Genomic DNA, 20,872 nt, shown 5'->3' on the forward strand with positions numbered 1-20,872 from the left:
CCAGGGCTTGCCAGCGGGGCGCGTTACTCTCTTCATCGACTGAGGCGCCTCCACGACGAATCCACAGCTGTTCAGTAGGCGAGAAGCGCGCTTGGCCGGGGGCCAGTGGCCCAAAGGTAATTTGACGTCCTTGAGCATCATGGACGGTACAGGCGTCGTCGCTGAGGGTGATGGCGAGGCTTTCGCCGGGTATCGACCAGCCCTGGCCGAGTACCCCACTCCGCCCATTGCTGGAGAGATAACCCGGCTAAACACAAAGGGCCGTGGCGCCGGGAGGGCAAAATCGGTCTCCGCGGGCAGCAGCTTGGCGCCCAGAGTGGATTAACCGGGCTACCCACCGCGGGTTGGCAGGCACTGCAGTCGTCGGCCAGGCCATCGGTGATCGATATCGTCCAACGCTAACGGGGTCGCGCGGCAATCTCACTGCTCAGCAGCGGTGTCTGGTGCGGTCGAGGGTGACGTCCTCGCTCTCCTCAGGCTCGGCTCCCCGGGTAAGCGGGGCAGTACAATGGCGTGGCCCTGGCCGCGCCCGGGGCTACCGCCGGAGTTGATCTTGACCTGGGGGCCGACAATGGTCACCCGCCGGGGTCGAGCTTGATAAAGCTGCCCCCGCCTTTAGGGTGATCTCGCTACCGCTTCCAACGATCTGGCTGCCCGCTTGTGGTGCAGCTCGCGGCCGGTCTCGACCAGTTGGGCTTCACCGTACACCTCATGGCGGGTCTGATCGACCTGGAGGTGGTCATCGCCCTTGATCTGGGTGTAGCGCTTGCCGTGTACGGTAGGTGGTCGTCGTTATGGATTTCGCTCAAGCGGTTGCGGTGCAGCTTAGGTGGCTGTCCCGACGGATCTCCTCGGTGCGGTCGTTAAGCGTGAGCAGCTCCAGGTCTTTTGGGCATGCAGCCAGATCTGCTCTTCGCCGGTGGCGTCCTCAAAGCGCAGTTCGTTAAAGCCTTCCGACTTATGGCTCTGGGTGCGGATCACCGTGCGGGTCTTGTTGGCCGGCGGGATAGGGCGGGGTATTCACCGCGTGGTAGGTGCGCCCGGTGACCAGCGGTTGATCGGGGTCGCCCTCTAAAAACGAGACAATGACCTCATGGCCGATCCGGGGATCGCCATGCTGCCGTAGCCACCCCTGCCCAACCCTGGGCCACCCGTATCCAACAGCTGGCGTCTCATCAGGATCGCATAACGATCCCAGGGGAACTGCACCTTGACCCGGCCGTGTTCGTCGCAGTAGATCTCTTCGCCTTCCGGCCCCACCACAAAGGCCCTGGGGGCCATCGACCCGCGGCTTGGGGTTGGGCACCGGGCGGAAGGTCTGATCCTTCGGCATGATCACCACGTCATTGTGGTAGCGGGTCATCAGCTCGCCTGCTTGCGCTGACTGGCTCCACTCCATTTCCGCCCCGGGCCATACCGTCCTCTTCCAGGGCCTGGGGCTGCTCGCCGTGGTGTACCACCGAGACCACCTGCCACGCTTGGTTAAGGCTATCGATATCGTGGTCGGTGAGGGTAAAGCAGATGCCGGGGGCGAGCTCGGGCAGGTCACTCTCGGCCTCGGCGGTGGTGGCGTCGGCGCGCAGGGATCTAAGCGGTGGCGGGTAAACGGCTTACCGGAAGCGTCCTTCTTATAGCGGCCGGGGTAGTCAAAGTGCTCGTAATCCTCCCGCTGGGCGTGTTCGCCCAATCCTGGCGCGAGGTGCTCGTGGATCTGCGCATAGGGCGGGTTCTTAAAGGTGTAGTCCTTGAGCATCGCCGAGGCGGGGCGCACGCGGTTGGCCTGACGCAATTTACGCAGGTGGCGTCGGGGCGGGTGCCCCCGGCGCGGCCGTGGTAGGTGCGCTCGCCCACGCTGGGCAGCACCACGGTGGCATCGGCAAATACCAACTGGTGTTTGCCGCCCTCGGCGTTCTCAAACTCATGGAAATAGAAGCAGCCCTCTTCGGCGGCTAAGCGCTCGATAAAGGCCAGATCGGTCTCGCGGTACTGAACCAGAAACTCCCGATCAAGGGGCGTGCGGGTGGTGGCAAAGCCGATATCGGTGAGGCTGCGTTCGCTGGCGAGCGTGTGATGGCGTCAAACGGCGAGGCGTCCTGAAAGATACGCGAGTTATGGCGCAGCGATAACCGCCATAGCGCGGGACGAATCTCCACCCGATAAAAGCTGCGCCGGTGTCCCCGGTCGCCGCGGTGTAGCTCAGCGATTATCCCATGGACACGCGTAGCGGCTCGCCGTCCTGCCAAAAGGTCAGGGTGGCGTTTTGATCCAAGCAGTCGCTGGGCGACAGGTCGTGGGTGCGGCTGGCGAACTCAACCGAGAGCGCAAACGGCTCAGACAGCGCCTCACGATGGGTAAAGCGCACCACGGCGGTGTCATCGGCCCCGGGTAGGGTCAGGGTAAACTGTAGGCCTGTGCCGTCTGCCATCGCGCCGCTCCTTGGATCGTTATCTGTTAAATGAGAACGAGTTAGGATAGCGAGCCAGTGGCAGAGGGCAACCCCTTGAGGGCACGAAGCGTTAATGGCTTACACGCTTGTAAGAAATGGCTTACAAAATTTTAAGCCATATCTTACAAATCGATGGGTAATCAGATAAAAGCGAATTTAAATTAATTGAGGTTGAGCGTTAGAAGGGAAGATGCAACGAGGCGCTTAGCATATTGAGGTGGCTGAGGGTTGGGGCGTCGATGCGTTCGTACTCTAGGCGGCTGACGAGTCGATTGATCGTCACCGTGGCGCCGAAACCTTGCAGCAATGCAGTACCGCTTTCATCGGCGCCTTCCAGGTCGCTTTCCCCACGCCATTCTGTGATGCCGGACTTCGCATAGATGCTGAAAGCACCCATGCGAACTCCGGCAACAATGGCGCCACCTAAACTGAGTGTATCCATGATGAGCGGGTTAACACCGGAGGAGGTGGAGATCTCTTCGCTTTCCCGGTAGGCAATTTCAGCGCCAATATCGATTTGGGGGAGGCGCCAGGGGCTGTAGCCTGCGGTGACCCGAAAACCGCTGGTATAGTTATCAAGGCTTTGAAGGTCACTGCCTTCTAAGATAACGCCGTTATCCAGCTGCATGAGTTCGCTATTAGGGGCGGTATAGGCCATCACCGGCGGAGTGTCGTCGGCGTAGCTGCTAAACCAGGGAACGGAGCAGCAGAGCAGGGTGCTTGCCAAGCGTTTGATTGGCATTTCTCTTACACCTATCGGTACATACCCAAGTGTTGTCGTATAGCCATGGGTAGAGAGGAAAAAGCAATTCTATTCAGATTAGCAACTGGCTTGGATTTCCACCACTTTAATTGCGCCCTGGGCTAGGTTATCGACTAAATTTTTACCCATAGTGATAAAGCGCTCACCAAATACCCACTGGGGGGACAGCACCGCTTGCCGGGGTGTCTGCTCTTTTTGACGTTGCCGCTGGCGCCACGCCAAAGCCATTTCGCTCCAGTCGTCCACGTGTTCAAGTTGAAAGCCGCCCACTTCAAGCAGTCGAGTTAGTTCAACCAAGGTAAGTAGATGGGAGTGCTTGGAGGAGGCTGCCCAAGGCACTGGGTAGCGAAGTTGCGCCACGTTGGGGCCGCTGACCACTTCGTGCATCACTATCTGCCCGCCAGGGCGCAGAACACGACGGCTTTCTGCGATTACCTTGGTGGCATCGGGCATATTGAGTAGGCTGTGCTGAAACAGCACGGCATCAAAGCTGTTATCCGCAAAGGGCAGAGCGCTAGCATCGCCCGTTACCCAGGCAAGCGGTGGGGCGTCTGGCTGTACCCGTAAGCTCAGCGATTTATTGAGCGCACTAAAACCGTGGGTGATATCCAGCCCCATCATTTGAAAACCGAGTGAAGCACCCTGGCGCATTAGCCCGCCCAGCCCAGCGCCAATATCCAGCACCTTACCGTGGGTGTCAGGGTTGAGCCGTTCCAGCAGCCGTGTAGAGGCTGCCACACCGCCAATATGCAGCTGATCCAAAGGCGCCAATTGGTGCAGCGTAGGGCCAGCAGGGTAGTGAGCATTGATCTGCGCCAATATCTCATCAGCGCGCAGGCGCGCTGATAGTGGTTGGCTAAAGGGTTGGAAGGGGTCATCGCTTACGATTCTTGATCCAAGCCCAACTCTTGAATGGAAATTTCACGCATTTTAAATTTCTGAATCTTGCCGGTGACGGTCATCGGGAACTCGTCAACGAACTTAAAGTAGCGCGGAATTTTGAAGTGGGTGATCTTGCCTTTGCAGTACTCGCGTAGCTCTTCACCGGTGACGTCACCCGCGGTGCTGTTGAGTTTCACCCAGGCAATCAGCTCTTCACCATACTTCTTGTCGGGCACGCCGGTGACCTGTACTTCTGAGATCGCCGGGTGGGCGTAGAGAAACTCTTCGATCTCTTTGGGATAGACGTTCTCGCCGCCGCGAATGACCATATCTTTGATGCGGCCGACGATCTGGATGTAACCCTCTTCATCCATGGTGGCCAGATCACCTGTGTGCATCCAGCCTGCTTCGTCGATGGCCTCTGCGGTGGCTTTATCGTTGTTCCAGTACTTCAGCATTACGCTATAGCCGCGGGTACACAGCTCGCCGATTTCACCACGTGGCAAGATACCGCCGTTACCGGGGTCGACAATTTTGTTCTCTAAGTGAGGCTGGGTGCGGCCCACGGTGGAAACGCGTTTCTCAATGCTGTCATTGGCACCGGTCTGGGTAGAAACCGGGCTGGTTTCCGTCATGCCGTAGGCGATTTGCACGCCCTTCATATTCATCTTGTTGATCACCTGCTTCATGATTTCCGCAGGGCAGATCGAGCCCGCCATAATCCCGGTGCGCAGTGTGGAGAAGTCAGTGCTAGCAAAACCCTCGTGTTCAAGCTCGGCGATAAACATGGTGGGCACGCCGTAGAGCGCGGTGGCTTTCTGCTCGTGAACCGCTTTAAGTACTTTGCCGGGATCGAAGCCCTCATCCGGGTAAATCATGGTGGCGCCGTGGGTCATACAGCCCAGGTTGCCCATCACCATGCCAAAGCAGTGATAAAGCGGCACCGGAATCACCAAGCGGTCTTCGCTGGTAAAGCCCATGCTTTCCGCCACAAAAAAACCGTTATTGAGAATATTGTGGGGAAAGCGTTGCGCCTTTAGGAAAGCCCGTGGTGCCCGAGGTGTATTGGATATTGATCGCATCATCAAACTGCAGCGTCGCCTGCAGGTCGTCAACGTCAGTTTGGCTAACTTTGTTGGCTTCTTTCATCAGGTCAGACCAGCGCCACATGCCGCTGAGCTTTTCGCTGCTTAAATTAATAATGCACTCAAGGTCGGGCAGCTTTTGTGACTTCAGCTCGCCATCGTTACTGGCTTTTAATTCGGGTGCCAGCTCATACAGCATGGCGCTGTAGTCAGAGCTTTTAAAGCTGTTGGCAGTGACCAGAAAGCGCGCGCCAGACTGGTTCAGTGCGTATTCCAGCTCATGGGTACGGTAAGAGGGATTAATGTTGACCAGGATGGCGCCAATTTTGGCGGTGGCAAACTGGGTTAACGTCCACTCGCTGCAGTTAGGCGCCCACATGGCAACGCGGTCACCCTTATTAACGCCAATGGAGAGCAGCGCGCGGGCACAGCGGTTAACCTCTTCGTGAAGCTGGCGATAGCTCCAGTGAATATTCTGGTGCAGCACAATCAGGGCGTCGTTATCAGCATGCTGTGTCGCGATTTGATCAAATTTATCGCCAATCGTCATACCTAGAAGCGGCTTGTCTGCCATGCTGCTGGAGTAGCTGGGTTGGGTAAGGGTAGATGATGCCATGGTGTATCTCTCCGATATTTTTTTTGTCCGAACGGGAAGGCAGAGGATAGTTAGCTGCTTTTAATTTTTATTATTCACTTCTCATTTCAACGGCTAGGGCCTTTTGCCAGGGCGACTTTGGAACTGGGCTTGCGGCCTAGCTCGCCGGTGATCCAAAAGCCGGTATCGATCATTGCCTGCAGGTCGATACCCGTTTCAATCCCCAGCCCTTCAAGCATGTAGAGCACGTCTTCGGTGGCCACATTGCCGGAGGCGCCCTTGGCGTAGGGGCAGCCGCCGAGGCCTGCCGTGGCAGCGTCAATAACGCTGACGCCTTCTTCCATTACCGCGTACAGATTGGCCAGCGCCATGCCGTAGGTATCGTGAAAGTGGGCCGCCAGGAACTCAATGGGCACCTGCTGCTGAACGGCTTCAATCATGCGCTTGGCAGCCAGCGGTGTACCGACGCCAATGGTGTCCCCTAGCGACACTTCGTAGCAGCCCATCTCATAAAGTGCCTTGGTGACTTCGGCTACTTTGCCAGGCGCGATCTCGCCCTCATAAGGGCAGCCCAATACGCAGGAGACGTAGCCGCGTACACGTACGCCTGCATCGCCTGCGCGCTTGAGCACCGGTTCAAAGCGTGCCAGCGATTCGGCAATTGAGCAGTTGATGTTCTTTTGTGAGAAAGCTTCAGATGCAGCACCAAATACTGCCACCTCTTCAACGCCAACGGATAAGGCGTTTTCAAGCCCTTTCAGGTTAGGCGTGAGCGCTGAGTAAACCACGCCGGGTTGGCGCTTAATACCAGCCATCACTTCGATGGCGTCACCCATTTGCGGCACCCATTTGGGTGACACAAAGCTGGCGGCTTCAATATGCGTCATACCCGCCTTGGCAAGCCGCTCGATCAGGGCAATTTTGGTCGCCGTGGGTACAATCCCCCCTGGCTCGTTTTGTAGGCCGTCCCGGGGGGCCATTTCAAACAGGCGAACGTGCTGAGGTAAGGTAGATTGGCGCAGTGTCATGGAGAGCTCCTTATTCGTTGGCCGCAAAGTCGAGCAGCACGGCGCCTTGGCTCACGGTGTCACCGGCTTGGAAGTGGAAGGTTTCCACGCTGCCGTCCGCCGGAGCGGTCATGGTGTGCTCCATTTTCATGGCTTCCATCACCATTAGCGGCATGCCTTTTTCAACATTAACGCCGGGCTCTACCAGCAATGCAACGACCGTGCCGTTCATGGGTGCGGTTAGCGTGGATTCTGCCTCGTGGTGACCGTGATCAATGGCATCGATGCGCCGCCAGAACAGGCGGGTTTCACCGCTGGGGTCGGCCATGACCACCACATGACCGTCGCGGCGGGCCTGCAGGCGACGGCGGTGGCCATTCAAGGTAACCGCTACCGCATCGCCGGTGAGCGGCTGCAAACTCGCGGTAAGGGTTTCATCACCAATAGTGAGATTCCACAGCGACTCGCCAGGGCTGCGTTTACCTTCGACGATCACTACCGCTTCATCGCTATCCGGCGCTTGTGCACTTGCCGGGTCACACAGGGCAATGCGAATGGTATGCGGGGCGTTGAGGCGGAAGCCGTCGTGGCGATCCCAGGGCGAGTCGCTTTCGCACTCCTGAGCCAGTTGATTCAGGCCAATCAGCGCCGCGCTGGCGTAGGCCTCCATGCTGTAAGTGCGGGGAGCAAACAGCGTCGCTTCGTTGCGCTCGATAAAGCGGGTATCCAGCTCCACGCTCTTAAAGCCGGGATGGGTCGCCAGGCGCATTAAGAAGGCACGGTTGGTCACGACACCCTGTACATCCAGCGCCGCCAATGCGCGGTTGAGTGTAGCCAACGCCGCATCTCGGTCGGCACCGTGAACGATCAGCTTGGCGAGCATGGGGTCGTAGTGCATCGACACCGCATCGCCGCTCTCTACACCGCTATCTAAACGTACCTGGTCGCCGCTTAGACCAGCGCCTTCTAAATCCAGTGCAAAGCGAGTGAGCAGGCCGGTAGCGGGCAGGAAATCCTGATCCGGGTCTTCGGCGTAGATACGCGCTTCAAAGCTATGGCCGGTGATCGTCAGCTCATCTTGAGAGCAGGGCAGTGGTTCGCCCATGGCGACGCGCAGCTGCCACTCGACCAAATCCTGGCCGGTGATCATCTCAGTGACGGGGTGTTCGACCTGGAGGCGAGTGTTCATCTCCATAAAGTAGAACGAACCATCAATGTCTAGTAAAAATTCGACGGTTCCCGCGCCCACGTAGCCGATCTCCTGGGCGGCGCGGACGGCGGCATCGCCCATAGCGCTACGCAGCTCCGCCGTCATACCGGGGGCGGGGGCTTCTTCAATGACTTTTTGATGGCGCGCGCTGAACGCTACAATCCCGCTCGAACAGGTAAACGCCGTTGCCGTGGCGGTCGCAGAATACTTGCACTTCCACATGGCGGGGCTGCACCAGATACTTCTCGATCAGCATCCGGTCATCACTAAAAGCGGCTTTGGATTCACGGCGGCAGCCATCCAATGCGGCCTGAAAACTATCGCCAGATTCAACCACGCGCATCCCTTTGCCACCGCCACCGGCGCTGGCTTTGAGCATCACCGGGTAGCCAATGTTGTCGGCTTCGCTGCGCAGCAGGGCGTCGTCCTGATCGTCGCCGTGATAGCCCGGCACCAGCGGCACGCCCGCATTGGCCATACGCGCTTTAGCAGCGGATTTATCGCCCATGGCAGCAATTGCTGAGGCGGGCGGGCCGACGAAGGTAATGCCCGCTTCTTCAAGGGCTTTGACGAAGGTACCGTTTTCGGAAAGAAAGCCGTAGCCGGGGTGAATCGCGCCGGTGCCGGTGCGCTTGGCAGCTTCGATCACCGCATCAATATTGAGATAGCTTTCCCGTGAGGCGGCAGGGCCTAAACGCACAGCCTCATCGGCTTCACGCACGTGGCGGGCGCTGGCATCCGCATCGGAGTAAACCGCGACGGTTTTCAGGCCCATACGGCGCGCAGTGCGCATCACGCGGCAGGCGATTTCACCGCGGTTGGCGACTAGAAGCGTGTCAAAAGGCGTCGTGCGAGCGGCTTTTTCGGCTCTTTCGTTTTTTTCAATAGGGGGTGAATGACTCATGAGCGACGCTCCGAAGCGTGGGGTGTGTTATTAGAATCGGCCCAGGCGGGGCGGCGCTTTTCAAAGAAACTGGATAAGCCCTCTTGGCCCTCTTGGCTTACCCGCAGTTTGGCGATCACCTGACAGGTATGTTCGCGGGTGGCGTCACTGTCAGGCGCTTGAGCGACCGAGGCCATCAGCGCTTTGGTGGCGCGCTGGGCTTGGGGCGAGCCGGCTAACAGGGTTGCCAGCAGGGCGTCCACTTCGTCGTCTAGCTTATCGTGCTCCACCACCAGATGGACTAAACCCAGCGCGAGGGCTATTTCGGCGTCCATGACTTCTGCGGTTAACGCATAGCGGCGCATCTGCCGCTCGCCCAGGGCCCGCTGCACGTAGGGGCTGATGACCGCGGGCGAAAGGCCAATTTTGACTTCCGAAAGGCAGAACTTGGCTTTACCCGAGGCGATCACTATGTCGCAGCAGGCGGCCAAGCCCACCGCGCCGCCAAAGGCTGCGCCTTGCACACGGCAGACGGTAGGGCAGGGCAGCGTATCCAGGCCGTGCATTAGCGCGGCGAGCTTGCGGGAATCGGCGAGGTTATCTTCCAGGTCGTAATCGACCATGCGCTTCATCCAGTTCAGATCGGCACCCGCCGAGAAGCTTTTGCCTTCTGAACCCAGCACTACCGCGCGCACATCGCCTGCTTCAGCCAACGTATGTAACTGGTCAAGGTGCGCGTTTAGCTCAGCAATCAGGCTGTCGTCAAAAGCGTTATGCACCTCGGGGCGGTTTAAGGTCAGGCGCGCCACACCCTCTTCTATATTCAGTGTTGAGTAAGCCATGGTAAGACCCCCTTACATCCGGAACACGCCGAAGCGTGTCTCTTCAATTTCTGCGTTCATCGCGGCAGCTAAAGAAAGCCCTAACACATCGCGGGTTTGCAGCGGATCAATCACGCCGTCATCCCATAAGCGGGCGCTGGCGTAGTAGGGGTGGCCCTGATGCTCGTACTGGTCGCGGGTGGGCTGCTTAAAGGCTTCTTCGTCCGCTTTGCTCCACTCGCGGCCTTCGCGCTCATGCTGTTCGCGCTTAACCTGGGCCAGTACGCCCGCCGCCTGCTCGCCGCCCATCACTGAAATGCGCGCGTTAGGCCACATAAACAGCAGGTTGGGGTCGTAGGCGCGGCCACACATACCGTAGTTACCGGCGCCAAAGCTACCGCCAATCAGCACGGTGTATTTGGGTACCTTGGCGCAGGCTACAGCGGTGACCAGCTTGGCGCCGTGCTTGGCAATGCCTTCGTGCTCGTACTTGGAGCCGACCATAAAGCCGGTGATGTTTTGCAGGAAGATCAGCGGAATCTTGCGCTGGGCGCAGAGCTCGATAAAGTGCGCGCCTTTCACCGCGCTTTCGGAAAACAGCACGCCGTTGTTGGCCACGATGCCTACCGGGTAACCGTGAATATGGGCAAAGCCGGTGACCAAGGTTTCACCGTAGTAGCGCTTGAACTCGTCAAAGTCGGAGTCATCGACGATGCGGCCAATGACTTCGCGCACGTCGTAGGGCTTTTTCAGGTCGGTGCCGACAATCCCATACAGCTCAGCAGGGTCGAGTTTGGGTGGTTTGGGTGCCTGCATGGCGAGCTTGCCGCGCTTTTGCCAGTTCAACCGCGACACACAGGCGCGGGCAAGCTGCAGCGCATGGGCATCATTTTCCGCGTAGTGGTCGGCGACACCGCTGACCTTGGCGTGAACATCTGCACCGCCCAGATCTTCGGCGCTAATGCTTTCACCGGTGGCGGCTTTCACCAAGGGTGGGCCGCCGAGGAAAATCGTGCCCTGCTCTTTAACGATAATCGACTCATCCGCCATGGCGGGTACGTAAGCGCCGCCTGCGGTGCAGGAGCCCATCACCACGGCGATTTGCGGAATGCCTTCCGCCGACATGGTCGCCTGGTTATAGAAGATGCGCCCGAAGTGATCGCGGTCGGGGAAGACTTCATCCTGGCGGGGCAGAAAGGCGCCGCCGGAATCGACTAAATAGATACACGGCAGGCGATGCTTGCGGGCAATCTCCTGGGCGCGAATATGCTTTTTCACCGTGAGCGGAAAGTAGGTGCCGCCTTTCACCGTGGCATCGTTAGCGACGATCACGCACTCCACGCCGGAAACACGGCCAATACCGGTGACCACACCAGCGGCAGGGATCTCGCCATCGTATATGTTGTGCGCCGCAAGGGCGGAAAACTCTAGAAATGGCGAACCTTCATCGATCAAGTGATCGATGCGGTCGCGTACAAACAGCTTGCCGCGGCTTTCGTGACGCTCGCGGGCTTTGGCGCCGCCACCCTGGGCGACGGCAGCGGTCAGTTCACGCAGTTTGTTCACTTCACCGAGCATTGAGGCTTCGTTGGCTTGAAACACATCGCTGCGCGGGTTGATCTGAGTGGAAATGGAGCTCATGACAGGACCCTTACTTACTTTCGGTGAAGAGTTCGCGACCAATTAGCATCCGCCGAATCTCGCTGGTGCCTGCGCCGATCTCATACAGCTTGGCGTCTCGCAGCAGGCGCCCGGTTGGGTATTCGTTGATATAGCCGTTGCCGCCGAGTAGCTGAATGGAATCCAGCGCGACCTGAGTGGCTTTTTCGGCGCAGTAGAGAATCACCCCGGCAGCGTCTTTGCGGGACGTTTGGCCACGGTCACAGGCACCGGCTACGGCGTATAAATAGGCGCGGCAGGCGTTCAGGGTGGTGTACATATCCGCCACTTTGCCCTGCACCAGCTGGAACTCACCGATTGACTGGTTGAACTGCTTGCGCTCGTGGATATAGGGCATCACCACATCCATGGCGGCCTGCATAATGCCGATCGGGCCAGCTGCAAGCACTGTGCGCTCGTAATCCAAGCCGCTCATGAGTACGCGTACGCCTTTGCCTTCCCCACCGAGAATGTTTTCAGCGGGAACGGCGCAATCCTGGAATACCAGCTCACAAGTGTTGGAACCGCGCATGCCCAGTTTGTCGAGCTTCTGGGCGGTAGAGAAACCGGGCATGCCTTTTTCGATAATAAACGCGGTGATGCCTTTGGAACCGGCGTCTGGATCTGTTTTGGCGTACACCACCAGTACGTCCGCATCGGGGCCGTTGGTGATCCACATTTTATTGCCGTTAAGGATGTAGTGATCGCCATTCTGCTTGGCACGTAGCTGCATCGAGACCACATCCGAGCCTGCGCCGGGTTCCGACATGGCCAAAGCGCCCACGTGGTCGCCGCTGATCAGTTTGGGGAGGTACTTGGCTTTCTGTTCGGGGGAGGCGTTGATCTTGATCTGGTTAACGCACAAGTTGGAGTGGGCGCCGTAAGAGAGGGCTACCGATGCGCTGGCCCGGGAAATCTCTTCCATGGCAATGCAGTGGGCCAGATAGCCCATGCCGCTGCCGCCATCCTCTTCCGAGACGGTAATCCCCAATAGCCCCATATCGCCAAACTTCTTCCACAGGTCGTTAGGGAACTCGTTGTTGCGGTCGATTTCGGCCGCACGGGGGGCAATCTCGCTGGCAGCAAAGGCGTTGACCTGCTCGCGTAACATGTTCAGTTCGTCTTCGAGGCCAAAATTGAGTTCTGAGTAGTGTGAAAACATGGTCAATCACCTGTGCTGATTATTTGTGTTTGCTATCTGTAATTAGCCATCTGGGCTGGCGTAGTTTTGTCGGCTAATCGAGCTGGCGGACGCGTCAGTGCATAGTGGCGGAAGAGGGGGCTGAGGCTTTATCGGCCGAACTCGCGTGCTCTTCTTCGTTTTGTGCTTCTTGAGGCTCTTTTTCGAGTAGTTCTTCGAGCGCTTGGCGGCAGCGGATCTCCGCGCTTTCAAGCTCTAGCTGAACCATGGTGATGTCTTTCATTTGTTGATCTAGCGCCGCACGGCGCTCGCCTATTTTGCTAAGCATTAGATGCAGCTGCTTTTTACTGCCGCTGCGGGTTTCGTCCCAAAGCTCGAACAGTTCGCGTATCTCTGCCAATGAAAACCCCAGCCGCTTACCGCGAATGGTGAGCTTCAGCCGTACACGGTCTTTGCTGCTGTAAACCCTGGTTTGCCCGCGGCGCGTAGGGTGGAGCAGTTCCTGATCTTCATAGAAGCGAATGCTACGGGTGGTTAAATCAAACTCGTTGGCTAGTTCACTGATCGAGTAAGTTTTGCTCATGGTGACGTTCTCTCAATAAGGCGTTGTTCCCAATATATGACTCCTATGGAACACTGCCACTGAGGCTAAAACAAGTTTACGTTAACGTAAAGCAATTGTTGCTAGCAGTTGAAAAGCGTTGAAATCAGGTAAGTTGTTGATATTTATGTTTTGAAGACAGTTGTTAATTCAGGAGAATGTCGTCGATAGACCAAAGTTGTAATTGTATTGCTATAGCTACAGTTGCTAGTTTGCACATACACCTTACGTTCAGGTAAGGCAGTAGCAGCCGCTTTTGCCATGCCTGTAAAGATTTAGCACAACAACAATAAGAGGCTTGCCACTCTATGAGTGCAAACGATGTCCTTCAGGGACCTGTCCTCGAAACCCGAGGGCTGACCAAAGAGTTTCGCGGCTTCACCGCCGTGGACGATGTCAATCTCCAGGTACAGGAAGGGCATATTCACGCACTGATTGGCCCCAATGGTGCGGGTAAAACCACCGTATTTAACTTATTGACCAAATTTCTGCCGCCTACCCGCGGCGATATTTTGTATCGCGGCAACTCAATCACCAGTAAAAAATCCAACGAAATAGCCCAGTTAGGGTTGGTGCGTTCGTTTCAGATTTCTGCGGTATTCGCCCATATGACCGCGTTGGAGAATGTGCGGGTAGCGCTACAGCGAAAACTGGGCACCTCGTTTCATTTCTGGAAATCTGAGAAATCCCTGGATCACCTTAATGAGCGCGCGCTTGAACTACTGGAAGAAGTGGGGTTGCGGGAATACGCCGATACGCTAACGGTAGAAATGCCCTACGGTCGTAAACGAGCACTTGAGCTGGCCACTACGCTTGCGCTCGACCCCACCATGATGCTGCTTGATGAACCGACTCAAGGTATGGGCGCAGAAGACGTTGACCGCATCGTGGCGCTGATTAAGCGTGTCTCCCAGGGGCGCACCGTATTAATGGTGGAGCACAACCTGAGCGTTGTTAGCCGCCTATGTGATCGCATCACCGTGTTGGCGCGAGGCGCTGTTTTGGCTGAGGGCGATTACGACGCTGTCTCTCGGAATCCATTGGTACGCGAAGCCTATATGGGCAGCGATGCCGCGGAAGAGGATGGTTCTGAAAAAGAGGGAGCTGCCGTATGAATATCGCTGAGGCCGAAGCGCCGGTTGAAAACACGCAAAGCCTGGAAATGCTGCGGGTGCAGGATCTACACGCCTTTTATGGCGAGTCGCACATCCTGCACGGCGTCAATTTTGATGTGAAGCGTGGCGAGCTGGTAACGCTGCTGGGCCGCAACGGCGCCGGGCGAAGTACCACGTTGAAATCGATCATGAACATGGTGGGGCGCAGAACGGGCTCTATTGTGATTAACGGTAATGAAACGCTGCATATGAAGCCGCACCATATTCCGCGTCTCGGGGTGGGTTACTGCCCGGAAGAGCGCGGTATTTTTGCAAGCTTGGATGTGCACGAGAACCTATTGCTTCCACCCACTGTGCGTTCCGGCGGTATGAGCCTGGACGAAATCTACGCCATGTTTCCGAACCTTTATGAACGGCGTAGAAGCCAGGGGACGCGGCTTTCCGGGGGTGAACAGCAGATGTTAGCCATGGCGCGTATCTTGCGCACCGGCGCGCGCATGCTGCTGCTCGATGAAATTACCGAAGGGCTTGCCCCCGTCATTGTGCAGAAACTAGCCGAAGTGCTGGTTCAGTTGAAAGAGCGTGGTATGACCATTGTGCTTGTGGAGCAGAACTTTCGCTTTGCGGCGCCCCTTGCGGATCGCCACTTCGTGATGGATCACGGTCAGATTGTCGAAGAAATCAGCGCCGCGCAGCTGCCATCGCGTCGGGAACATCTCAACTCAATGCTAGGGGTATAACACACGGCTAGACACTTAAATGTTCATTCCGCCAACAGTTTCGCTGATCACAAAACAACAATATTAATCAGTAATTTGCAGTACGCACTTTCACGACAGCTCAAAGACTACACAACAGCTCAAAAACAACACAACAACAAAGGCCTCCGGGCCAGGAGACGAATATGACCTTTATGAAAAAAACGCTGGCCGTCAGCATCGCCGTTGCGGCCGCTTCAAGCCTCGCCGTGTCTACCGCCCAGGCTGATATGAGTGATGGTGAAGTCCGCATTGGGTACCTGGCCGATATGTCCGGCACTTATCGCGACCTCGCAGGCCCCGGCGGCTTAACTGCCATGGAGATGGCGGTGGCCGATTTTGGCGGCAGTGTAGATGGCGCGCCCATCGTTATTTCCAGTGCAGATGATCGCAACAGCGCTGACGTCGGCGCGAATACCGTGCGTGGTTGGATCGACCAGGATAACGTCGATATGGTGGGCGGCTTAGTAGCGTCTTCTGTGTCCATTGCAGTGACCAAAGTGCTGGAAGAGAACAATGGCCTGGGTATCGTGTCCGGCTCGGCGGCTTCTAGCATTACCAACGAACACTGTACCCCTAATCACATCCACTGGGTGTACGACACCTATCCGCTGGCTAACGGTACCGCTAAAGCCGTCGTAGAGCAGGGCGGCGATAGCTGGTTTATGCTGACCGCAGACTACGCCTTCGGTCATGCGCTTGAAGCTGACGTCACCAAAGTAGTGGAAGAGAGCGGCGGTGAAATTGTGGGCGGCGTTCGTCATCCCTTCCCGACTAACGACTTCTCTTCGTACATTCTTCAGGCTCAGGGCTCCGGCGCGAAAATTATTGGCTTGGCCAACGCCGGTGCGGACACCGTTAACGCGATCACGACGGCCAGCCAGTTTGGCTTGACTCAATCTGGGCAGCAGCTAGCAGGCCTGTTGATTTTCTTGAATGACGTTCACGCCCTTGGCCTGGAAGCCACTCAGAACCTGCTGCTAACTACCGGCTGGTACTGGGATATGGATGAGCAGTCCCGCGAATGGGCACAGCGCTATTTCGACGAAGTAGGCCGCATGCCGACCATGGTACAAGCGGGTATCTACTCCAGCACCATGCACTACCTGAAAGCCGTTGAAGCCGCTGGCACCGACGACCCTGAAACCGTACGTGCACAAATGGCCGAGATGCCTATTGAGGACTTCTTTGCCCGTAACGGCAGCATTCGTGAAGATGGCCGCATGATCCACGACATGTACCTGGCCCAGGTGAAAACACCGGATGAGTCCACCGGTGAGTGGGATCTTTACGAAATCCTCAGCACCATTCCCGCCGAAGAAGCCTACCGCCCGCTATCTGAAAGCCAGTGCAAATTGGTGCAAAACTAATTTCCCGGCTGAGCTTGAGCCAGATAGCCATCGCAAGTGATGTGTAGAACCGGTTGGCGGCAAGTTGCCGCCAACTGTTTGAGGGCGAGGAGAGTCGCGTTATGACGATGATATTCGGCGTGCCAATGGCCGTCTTCATGGGCCAGCTAACGCTGGGTCTTGTGAATGGCGCCTTTTACGCACTGCTTAGCCTGGGCCTGGCGGTCATCTTCGGCCTGTTGAAGATCGTCAACTTTGCCCATGGGGCGCAATACATGCTGGGAGCCTTCGCCGCGCTATTAGGCTTTCGCTATTTGGGCATTAATTACTGGCTGGCGCTGCTGTTAGTGCCGCTAGTGGTTGGTGGTTTTGGGGTACTGCTGGAGCGTTTTTTACTGCGCCGTATTGCCCATTTGGACCACCTTTATGGGCTGTTGCTCACCTTCGGTTTAGCGCTCATTTTTGAGGGCACGCTGGTCAACTTCTTCGGTGTTTCCGGGGCGCGCTACGCTACACCGGAAATCCTCCAGGGCGGTTTGAACCTGGGCTTTATGTTCCTACCGACATACCGTGCTTGGGTACTGGTGGCAGCGCTGGCGATGTGCCTGTTTACCTGGTTTATGATCGAGCGTACGCGGTTGGGTGCTTACCTGCGCGCGGGTACTGAGAACTCGCAGCTGATGCAGGCGTTTGGCGTCAATGTGCCGCTGCTGATTACGCTAACCTATGGGTTTGGGGTTGGTCTTGCCGCGTTTGCCGGCGTGTTGGCAGCGCCGCTCTATCCGGTATCGCCGACCATGGGGTCGAGTTTATTAATCGTGGTGTTTGCGGTGGTGGTCATCGGCGGAATGGGGTCGATTCTAGGTGCCATTATTACCGGGCTTTCCATGGGCATCATCGAAGGGCTGACCAAGGTGTACTACCCCGAAGCCTCTAATACGGTGATCTTTCTTGTCATGATCCTCGTGCTCATGTTGCGCCCCGTTGGGCTGTTCGGTAAGGAGGCATGAACATGGCAGAATCTCAATCAATGGCGGCGCCATCCGCGGTGCTGGAACGTCAGAAGCGGGCCAAGTTTCGCCGCAATATGTTCTATCTGGCGCTAATCGTGGTGGGTCTGGTAGCGCCGTTTTTGGCCTACCCCGTGTTCTTGATGAAAGTGCTCTGTTTTGCGCTGTTTGCCTGTGCTTTCAACCTGTTGCTTGGCTATGCGGGTCTGTTGTCATTCGGTCATGCGGCATTCTTGGCAACAGGCGGCTACGTAACCGGCTACCTGCTGGCGAGCTACCCTGGATTAACCCCGGAGCTGGGTATTATCGCCGGTACTGTTCTGGCTACGCTGCTTGGGGTGGTGTTTGGGGTGCTCTCCATCAGGCGTCAGGGCATCTATTTTGCCATGGTGACTTTAGCGATCGCCCAGCTGGTCTACTTCATGTTTGTGCAGGCGCCGTTTACCGGCGGTGAGGATGGCTTGCATGGCGTGCCCCGTGGCGAACTGTTTGGGTTTATCAGCCTGAGCAGCAACCTGGCGATGTACTACTTTGTGTTCGCGATTTTTATCTTCGGCTTCGCGCTGATTCAGCGCACGGTGCACTCGCCGTTTGGCCAGGTGCTAAAAGCGATTCGTGAAAACGAGCCCCGCGCGGTGTCGCTGGGTTACAACACCGATGCCTACAAGCTAGTGGCGTTCGTGATCTCTGCAGGTTTAGCCGGCTTAGCGGGTTCCACCAAAACCGTGGTCTTCCAGCTGGCTTCGCTGACCGATGCGCACTGGCATATGTCCGGTGAGGTAATACTGATGACCCTGCTGGGCGGTGTGGGCACCTTGCTGGGCCCGTTAATGGGCGCAGGTATTGTGGTCAGCTTGCAGCATATCCTGGCGCAGTCACCGCTGGGGAATTGGGTTAGCGTTATTCTCGGTATCATCTTTGTAGTCTGTGTACTCAGTTTCCGTAGCGGAATAATCGGTGAGCTGGACAAGATGTATCGCAAAAACTTTAAGTAAGCGTTTTTATTAAATAGCACTCTCTCTGTCCGATTTTGGGCGCCGTTTGGCGCCCTTTTTTTGATTCTTTTATAAGGCCTACGCCTAAGGTCGCAAGCGTTGGCAGGTTGCTTGTAGCCGGGTAAATGGATAAGTTAACGTTAACGTCAATTATAACGACAACAGCAGTGCGCACGCGCATTTGCGGAGATACGCCATGAATTTTGAACTCAACGAAGACCAGGTCGCCTTTGCCGATATGGCGCGGGCCTTTGCCCAAAACGAATTAGAGCCCCACGCTGCCGAGTGGGATCAAACCTCCTTCTTTCCTGTCGATGTGATTCGTAAAGCAGGCGAGCTGGGCTTTTGCTCTCTTTATGCACCTGAAAGCGTGGGTGGGCTAGGCCTCTCGCGGTTGGACGCCAGCATTATTTTCGAACAGCTCTCCATGGGCTGCACCTCTACCACGGCCTACCTAACCATTCACAATATGGTCACCTGGATGCTGGCAGATTTCGGTACGCCGGAAGCGGTAGAGCAGTGGGGCACAAAACTGGCCACAGGCGAGCTGCTGGGTTCTTACTGTTTAACCGAACCTAATTCAGGCTCCGACGCTGCCTCGCTGAAAACCACTGCCAAGCGCGACGGCGACCATTATGTGTTGACCGGCAGCAAGATGTTTATTTCCGGCGCCGGTAGCACCGATTTTCTCGTGGTGATGGCGCGTACCGGCGGTGAGGGTGCCAGCGGCGTTTCGGCGTTTGCGGTCGATGCCAAGAGTGACGGCATTAGCTATGGGCGCAAGGAAGAGAAAATGGGCTGGAACAGCCAGCCAACCCGCATGATCACGTTTGAAGACGTTCGGGTGCCCGCCACTCATCTGCTCGGCAATGAAGGTGACGGTTTTAAAATCGCCATGAAGGGCCTCGACGGCGGGCGTATCAATATTGCTACCTGCTCAATCGGCACCGCCCAGCAGGCGATCAACAAAGCGCGGGAGTATATGCTGGAGCGCAAACAGTTCGGTAAACGCTTAGCCGAGTTCCAGGCGCTGCAGTTCCGCTTAGCCGATATGGTCACTGAGCTGGTCGCTGCACGGCAGCTGGTGCGCATGGCCGCTACCAAGCTGGACGCAGGCCATGCCGATGCACCGACCTACTGTGCCATGGCCAAACGCTTTGCTACCGATGTGGGGTTCAAGGTGTGCGACGAAGCGCTTCAACTTTACGGTGGTAATGGCTATATCAAGGAGTACCCCATGGAGCGCTACGTGCGCGATACCCGGGTACACCGGATTCTTGAAGGCACCAACGAAATCATGCGGCTGATCATCTCCCGCCGGGTGCTGGCAGACGGCACCACCGAGCTGTAAATGACGATGAATAAGATTACGGTGGATACGATAGCGACGGATAAGGAATGCCAATGAGCAGCGTACTGTTTACCGAACACGCCACCCAAGACGGCCACGTAATTACTGAGGTTAAGCTCAATGCCGAGCGCTCGCTGAACGCTTTAACGCTTGAAATGTGTGAAGAGATGCTGCCCCGCCTGCGCGCCTGGGCCACCGACGAGCGGGTGGTAGCGGTTGTGCTGGATAGCGCAGGCGAAAAAGCCTTTTGTGCCGGTGGCGACGTGGTGAATCTGTATAAAACGATTACCGGCGAGGGCGACCCCAGCTTCCCCGAGCGCTTTTTTGAGACCGAGTATCGACTCGATTTTCTACTCCATACCTACCCCAAACCGGTGATCTGCTGGGGCAATGGTATTGTGATGGGCGGCGGCATGGGGCTGTTAAGCGCCAGCAGCCACCGTGTCGTGACTGAGACCTCGCGTTTGGCAATGCCGGAAGTCACTATCGGCCTCTACCCAGATGTTGGCGCCAGCTGGTTTTTAAACCGGCTTCCCAACGGCGCAGGGCGCTTTCTAGCCATGACCGGCTGCCAGATCAATGCGCCAGATGCCGTTCATCTTGGCTTGGCTGACCGCTGTATCGCCAGCCACCACCGTGATGCCATGCTGCAGCAACTGACCGACGCACAGTGGGGAGCTGGTGAGAATACCGATGCCAACGGGGTGGTTAACCGCATCATGCGTGAGCTTGAGCAAACATCGCAGCCTGTATTTGCTGAGATGGAAGCGCCCGTTTACCAGCACTCACCGCTGATTCGCGAGTTGATGGATCACGACAGCGTGGAGCAAATTGTCGCCGCTATTACGGCGGTAAAAAGCGATAATCAGTGGTTTGGTAAGGCACAGAAAACGCTGGCCCACGGTAGCCCGGTGTCAGTGAAATTGATTGATGAGCAGCTAAAGCGGGCTAAACATATGTCGCTGGCAGAGGTGTTCCAGTCCGAAATGTCGCTATCAGTGCAGTGCTGCCGCCACCGTGAGTTCCCCGAGGGCGTTCGCGCACTGCTGGTCGATAAAGACGGGCAACCGAACTGGACGTATCCCGATGTGGCCTCGGTAGAGGAGAGCTTTATCAACGAGCTACTATCTTCCGCATGGTCGCAAAATCCGCTGGCGGATCTACGCTAATATAATCTTCCCATTACCGGCTAATAAGGATA

17 protein-coding genes and 3 pseudogenes are annotated in these 20,872 nt (G+C 56.9%); 7 read left to right on the forward strand and 13 right to left on the reverse strand.

Annotated features, from left to right (window positions below; genetic code table 11):
- Positions 1-825 precede the first annotated feature (825 nt).
- From FDY98_RS27635 to FDY98_RS09850, 13 genes and pseudogenes are all read right to left on the reverse strand, one after another.
- Entirely contained in the window at positions 826-981 is a 156-nt protein-coding gene (locus tag FDY98_RS27635; RefSeq protein ID WP_340146453.1) for a bacteriophage T4 gp5 trimerisation domain-containing protein, read from the reverse strand.
- A pseudogene (locus tag FDY98_RS29450) lies at positions 959-2,037 on the reverse strand (contractile injection system protein, VgrG/Pvc8 family). The gene FDY98_RS27635 and the pseudogene FDY98_RS29450 overlap by 23 nt, the downstream one beginning before the upstream one ends.
- Entirely contained in the window at positions 1,950-2,243 is a 294-nt protein-coding gene (locus FDY98_RS27655) for a contractile injection system protein, VgrG/Pvc8 family (RefSeq protein WP_340146455.1), read from the reverse strand. Before FDY98_RS27655 ends, FDY98_RS29450 begins: the two are co-directional and overlap by 88 nt.
- Complete coding sequence (locus FDY98_RS27660; RefSeq protein ID WP_340146456.1) at positions 2,204-2,425, reverse strand: hypothetical protein; 222 nt, start codon at positions 2,423-2,425, stop codon at positions 2,204-2,206. Before FDY98_RS27660 ends, FDY98_RS27655 begins: the two co-directional genes overlap by 40 nt.
- A 199-nt stretch (positions 2,426-2,624) precedes the next feature.
- Positions 2,625-3,188 carry a hypothetical protein gene (locus FDY98_RS09810; protein WP_035537446.1) on the reverse strand — a complete coding sequence of 188 codons (564 nt, stop codon included), beginning with the start codon at positions 3,186-3,188 and terminating at the stop codon, positions 2,625-2,627.
- Positions 3,189-3,266: 78 nt separating this feature from the next.
- Positions 3,267-4,028, reverse strand: a complete 762-nt coding sequence (locus tag FDY98_RS09815) for a class I SAM-dependent methyltransferase (RefSeq protein ID WP_442907907.1) — start codon at positions 4,026-4,028, stop codon at positions 3,267-3,269.
- A 62-nt stretch (positions 4,029-4,090) separates the two neighbouring features.
- A pseudogene (locus tag FDY98_RS09820) lies at positions 4,091-5,792 on the reverse strand (AMP-binding protein).
- Between the two features lie 86 nt (positions 5,793-5,878).
- A complete protein-coding gene (locus FDY98_RS09825) occupies positions 5,879-6,799 on the reverse strand; it encodes a hydroxymethylglutaryl-CoA lyase (RefSeq protein ID WP_027959151.1) in 921 nt (306 codons plus the stop codon).
- A gap of 10 nt (positions 6,800-6,809) precedes the next feature.
- Positions 6,810-8,892: pseudogene (locus FDY98_RS09830) on the reverse strand (acetyl/propionyl/methylcrotonyl-CoA carboxylase subunit alpha).
- Positions 8,889-9,713 carry an enoyl-CoA hydratase/isomerase family protein gene (locus FDY98_RS09835; protein WP_027959153.1) on the reverse strand — a complete coding sequence of 275 codons (825 nt, stop codon included), beginning with the start codon at positions 9,711-9,713 and terminating at the stop codon, positions 8,889-8,891. The pseudogene FDY98_RS09830 and the gene FDY98_RS09835 overlap by 4 nt, the downstream one beginning before the upstream one ends.
- A gap of 12 nt (positions 9,714-9,725) precedes the next feature.
- Entirely contained in the window at positions 9,726-11,333 is a 1,608-nt protein-coding gene (locus tag FDY98_RS09840) for a carboxyl transferase domain-containing protein (RefSeq protein ID WP_027959154.1), read from the reverse strand.
- 10 nt (positions 11,334-11,343) lie between these two features.
- Complete coding sequence (locus FDY98_RS09845) at positions 11,344-12,513, reverse strand: isovaleryl-CoA dehydrogenase (protein ID WP_027959155.1); 1,170 nt, start codon at positions 12,511-12,513, stop codon at positions 11,344-11,346.
- Positions 12,514-12,607: 94 nt separating this feature from the next.
- A complete protein-coding gene (locus tag FDY98_RS09850) occupies positions 12,608-13,075 on the reverse strand; it encodes a MerR family transcriptional regulator (RefSeq protein ID WP_009286461.1) in 468 nt (155 codons plus the stop codon).
- Positions 13,076-13,401: 326 nt separating this feature from the next.
- On the opposite strand from FDY98_RS09850, the gene FDY98_RS09855 reads away from it, so the two are divergent.
- The 7 genes from FDY98_RS09855 (at position 13,402) to FDY98_RS09885 (ending at position 20,840) form a co-directional block, all read left to right on the forward strand.
- On the forward strand, positions 13,402-14,208 hold the full coding sequence (locus FDY98_RS09855; RefSeq protein WP_022523811.1) for an ABC transporter ATP-binding protein: 807 nt from the start codon (positions 13,402-13,404) through the stop codon (positions 14,206-14,208).
- Positions 14,205-14,948, forward strand: coding sequence for an ABC transporter ATP-binding protein (locus FDY98_RS09860; protein WP_027959156.1), 744 nt, complete (start codon positions 14,205-14,207; stop codon positions 14,946-14,948). Before FDY98_RS09855 ends, FDY98_RS09860 begins: the two co-directional genes overlap by 4 nt.
- A gap of 164 nt (positions 14,949-15,112) precedes the next feature.
- Complete coding sequence (locus tag FDY98_RS09865) at positions 15,113-16,336, forward strand: ABC transporter substrate-binding protein (RefSeq protein ID WP_027959157.1); 1,224 nt, start codon at positions 15,113-15,115, stop codon at positions 16,334-16,336.
- Between the two features lie 101 nt (positions 16,337-16,437).
- Positions 16,438-17,325, forward strand: a complete 888-nt coding sequence (locus FDY98_RS09870; protein WP_027959158.1) for a branched-chain amino acid ABC transporter permease — start codon at positions 16,438-16,440, stop codon at positions 17,323-17,325.
- A 2-nt stretch (positions 17,326-17,327) separates the two neighbouring features.
- The gene (locus FDY98_RS09875) at positions 17,328-18,320 is read left to right on the forward strand and encodes a branched-chain amino acid ABC transporter permease (RefSeq protein ID WP_027959159.1); all 993 of its coding nucleotides are present in this window, start codon (positions 17,328-17,330) and stop codon (positions 18,318-18,320) included.
- A 196-nt stretch (positions 18,321-18,516) separates the two neighbouring features.
- Positions 18,517-19,671 carry an acyl-CoA dehydrogenase family protein gene (locus FDY98_RS09880; RefSeq protein ID WP_027959160.1) on the forward strand — a complete coding sequence of 385 codons (1,155 nt, stop codon included), beginning with the start codon at positions 18,517-18,519 and terminating at the stop codon, positions 19,669-19,671.
- A gap of 53 nt (positions 19,672-19,724) precedes the next feature.
- Positions 19,725-20,840: an enoyl-CoA hydratase/isomerase family protein gene (locus FDY98_RS09885; RefSeq protein ID WP_027959161.1), complete on the forward strand. Its 1,116-nt coding sequence runs from the start codon at positions 19,725-19,727 to the stop codon at positions 20,838-20,840.
- Positions 20,841-20,872: the final 32 nt, after the last annotated feature.

The organism is Halomonas sp. PA16-9 (genome assembly GCF_009728585.1).
Classification (GTDB): Bacteria; Pseudomonadota; Gammaproteobacteria; order Pseudomonadales; family Halomonadaceae; genus Vreelandella; species Vreelandella titanicae.